Raw genomic sequence first — 3,170 nt, 5'->3', positions numbered from 1 at the left:
AAGGGCGTCGGCCCCCACCTCGCCCGGACGACCGGGGATGTGGTAAAAAGGGGGGGAATGCTTGGCGAGCGCGGGGTTCTGGAAGGCAACCTGGCGGAGTTCCCCTTTGCCTCCTTGGTAGGAGCGCTGATGAGCGCGGGGCGCACGGGGCGGCTTCTCGTTCAGGCGCCCTTTCTGGAGGGGGAGGTTTACCTAAAGGGGGGGCAGGTGGTCCACGCCCGGGTGGCCGCCTCGGACAAGGCCTTGGAGGGGGAGGAGGCCTTGGACCTCCTGGCGGGCCTGAAGAAGGCCCCCTTCCGTTTTTTGCCGGAGGAGGTGCCCCCCCGCACCACCCTCTTGGGTGGGCTTACCGTACCCGTCCGGTTGGCGGAGGCGGGGAAGGCCTGGGAGGGGCTCTCCCTCCCCCCGGACTGGAGCTACCGCCTGCGCCTCCCCCAGTCCGGAGCGGTAAAGGACCTGCCCGCGGAAACCCTCAAGGTCCTAGCCCAGGTGGAGGGGAAGCGGGTGGTGGAGGTTCTCCTCCAGCCCGCCCCTTTGCGCCTAGCCCGCATCCTCCACACCCTCCTCCAGATGGGGGCCTTGGAGGCGGTGCCCGAGGTGGATTTGCCCCCGGTGGCCCTCCTGGTCCTGCCCATCTACGGTCCGGGGAGCGGGACGGCCTACGTGGACGAGGCCCTCTACGCGGAGTGGGCCCGGGCCATCCGCCATGGCTTCCGCTTGCGGCTCAAGGGCCTAAACCAGGTCCTGGAGGTGCGTCCCCGGCCCAACATCCCGGGGCGGCTCGGCTTTCTGGAGGAGGACCTGAAGCGCCTGCGCCTTCGCCGGGGGGATAGGGTAGAGGTGGTGCCGGAGGTGTAGCCATGGACATCCTGACCCTGAACGAGTACCTGAACCGCATCGTCTTCGGTTTCCCTATGAAGCTGGTCTTTCTCCTGGTGGGGGCCTATCTGGTGATCTTTCGGATCCGCTGGTTCTCCGCCCCCTTCCGCATGATGCGGGTTTCCTTCAGCGAGACCTTTGGGGCCATCCGGGAGCGGGGCTACGGCTTTGGAGGGCAGATCACCCCCTTCCAGGCCACCATGGTGGCCCTTTCGGCCACCGTGGGCACGGGCCACCTTCTCGGCATGCTGGCCGCTGTTCTCCTGGGGGGGCCGGGGGCGGTCTTCTGGATGTGGGTGGGCTACTTTTTCGGGACTGGATCCAAGTTCGCCGAGGCCACCTTGGCGGTGCACTACCGCCGCCGCTACGCGGACGGGTCCGTCTCGGGGGGGGCCATGTACTACCTCTCCCGGGGCCTGCCTCGTCTGCGGTTTTTGGGGGCCCTTTTTGCCCTCTTCGCCGCGGTGGCGGCCTTTGGCATCGGTAACCTGGCCCAGGCGGGGTCGGTGGGGGGGGCTTTGGCCCCTTTGGGCCTGCCCCCGGCCCTGGTGGGTTTGGCCCTGGCCCTTTTGGTGGGGGTGGTCCTGGGCGGGGGCATCGTGCGCGTGGCCCGCTTCGCCCAGGTGGTGGTGCCCCTAAAGCTCCTCCTCTTCCTCCTCGCCTTCCTGCCCCTCCTCGTCCTCTATGCAGGCCAGATCCCCGAGGCCCTGGCCCTGGTCTTCTGGGCGGCCTTCACCCCAGAGGCCGCCTTGGGCGGGGCGGCGGGGTATAGCCTCTTTGCGGCCATCAACGCCGGGCTGGGCCGGGGGATCTTCGCCAACGAGGCGGGCCTAGGCTCGGCGGCCATCGCCCACGCCCAGGCCCAGGTGGACCACCCCGTGCGCCAAGGGTTTTGGGGGGTGACGGAGATGTTCGTGAGCTTCCTGGTCACCACCCTCACCGCCCTCACCTTCATCGCCTCCGGCCTTTGGCGGGCCGGGGGGAGCGCTTCGGAAGCGGCAAGCGCCCTCTTTTCTGCCCACCCCTTCGGGGGGGTGGTCCTGGCCCTCACCGTGGTGGTCTTCGCCCTGGGTACCATGGTGGCCTGGGGTTTTTACGGGGAGGAGGCCGCGGCCTACCTCTTCGGGGAGGGGATCCGCTGGCCCTACCGCCTGGCCTTCGCCGTCTTGGCCTTCGTGGGGCCTTTGGGGGGCCTCGAGGCCTTCCTGGCGGTCTCCGACACCCTCAACGGCCTCATGGCCATCCCCAACCTCCTGGGCCTCGTCCTCCTCGGCGGGGTGGTGGCCCGGCTGGTCCAGGGCTTCTTCCGGGGCGAACCCTGGATTCCTCCCAGGGACTAGGCTTGGGTACCCTGCCGAAGCCCCAGTGGAGTACTTAGTGGAAGAGCTCCCGCACTATGTGCTCGAGCTCCTCCCCTGTCTTCTTGTCCAGGGTGAGCTTCACGCGCACCGCCACCCTTAGGGCCACCTCTTCCAAGGCCTCCCGCGTCTCGCACCCCTCTAGGCTCTGCAAAAAGGGGGTGGCCTTTTCCCCCAGGCGGGCCTTTAGGAAGGCCGAAAGCTTTTGGCAGAGTTCCTTGGGGCTTTCCACGGGCAGGATCAGGCCCCTTTTCAAAAGCCCCGCCAGGATGCGGTAGGCCTCCTCCCCCAGGCCGCTTTCCCGCACCACCTCCTCTTCCGTGCGGCGCCCGTCGCACAGGGCATAAACCCGCCACTCCTCAGGGGTGGGGTGCCAGTCCTGGGGGGGTGGGTTGGGGTTGCGGCGGAAGACCATGGGCTAAAGCGAGGCCACGATGGCGTCCACCAGCCTAAGGACCAGGAAGACGAAGACCGCCCCCAGGAGGAGGATGAGGGAGAGGAGAAGAAGGAGGAGGCTAGAGGGCTCACCCCAGGTGAGGAGGAGGACGGCCAGGTAGGCCAGGGCGAAGAAGACGATGAGGAAGAGCATCTGCCCGACGCGCTCCCCCATAACCCCGCCAGGGATGGCCCGCCGAAGCCTGAAGCCATAAAGGACGTTGTAGACCATGAGGAGGAGGCCCAAGAGGAGAAGCACCTTTTCCATGGACCCATTGTACGCCTACGCCCATTCGCTAAGGGGTATCAGTTCCCCACCCTCCACGTTCTTCCTAAGGGGCCGGTAGCGACGGTCAAACCAGATCTCCAACACCGCCCGCTCTAGGCTTTTCGGCCCCACCACCGGTCGTGTAAGGAATTATGTGTAAGGGTATGTGTATGAATGGGGGTACCAACGGGAGAGGAGGTACCCCATGGATCAGGATACCCTCCAGATGA

Annotated in this window: 4 protein-coding genes; 2 read left to right on the top strand and 2 right to left on the bottom strand. The window is 66.9% G+C overall.

The window, feature by feature from the left end; genetic code table 11:
• Positions 1-57: 57 nt before the first annotated feature.
• Both WKI94_RS11705 and WKI94_RS11700 read left to right on the top strand, forming a co-directional pair.
• Complete coding sequence (locus WKI94_RS11705) at positions 58-858, top strand: DUF4388 domain-containing protein (RefSeq protein WP_337845904.1); 801 nt, start codon at positions 58-60, stop codon at positions 856-858.
• A 2-nt stretch (positions 859-860) separates the two neighbouring features.
• Positions 861-2,219, top strand: a complete 1,359-nt coding sequence (locus tag WKI94_RS11700; RefSeq protein ID WP_337845903.1) for an amino acid carrier protein — start codon at positions 861-863, stop codon at positions 2,217-2,219.
• A 34-nt stretch (positions 2,220-2,253) separates the two neighbouring features.
• Here WKI94_RS11700 and WKI94_RS11695 read toward each other — a convergent pair whose 3' ends face one another.
• Positions 2,254-2,652: a hypothetical protein gene (locus tag WKI94_RS11695; protein WP_337845902.1), complete on the bottom strand. Its 399-nt coding sequence runs from the start codon at positions 2,650-2,652 to the stop codon at positions 2,254-2,256.
• A 3-nt stretch (positions 2,653-2,655) separates the two neighbouring features.
• The gene (locus tag WKI94_RS11690) at positions 2,656-2,940 is read right to left on the bottom strand and encodes a hypothetical protein (protein ID WP_337845901.1); all 285 of its coding nucleotides are present in this window, start codon (positions 2,938-2,940) and stop codon (positions 2,656-2,658) included.
• Between the last annotated feature and the right edge of the window lie 230 nt (positions 2,941-3,170).

Origin of the sequence: Thermus sp., assembly GCF_037444525.1 — a bacterium.
In the GTDB taxonomy this organism is placed as follows: domain Bacteria; phylum Deinococcota; class Deinococci; order Deinococcales; family Thermaceae; genus Thermus.
The sequence above is the reverse complement of the archived record's forward strand: the minus strand, read 5'-3'. Positions and strand labels throughout refer to the sequence as shown.

Excerpts from the sequence above, each read along its gene's own strand:
- WKI94_RS11705 (WP_337845904.1), top strand. The coding sequence starts at position 58 with ATGCTTGGCGAGCGCGGGGTTCTGGAAGGCAACCTGGCGGAGTTCCCC.
- WKI94_RS11700 (WP_337845903.1), top strand. The coding sequence starts at position 861 with ATGGACATCCTGACCCTGAACGAGTACCTGAACCGCATCGTCTTCGGT.
- WKI94_RS11695 (WP_337845902.1), bottom strand. The coding sequence starts at position 2,652 with ATGGTCTTCCGCCGCAACCCCAACCCACCCCCCCAGGACTGGCACCCC.
- WKI94_RS11690 (WP_337845901.1), bottom strand. The coding sequence starts at position 2,940 with ATGGAAAAGGTGCTTCTCCTCTTGGGCCTCCTCCTCATGGTCTACAAC.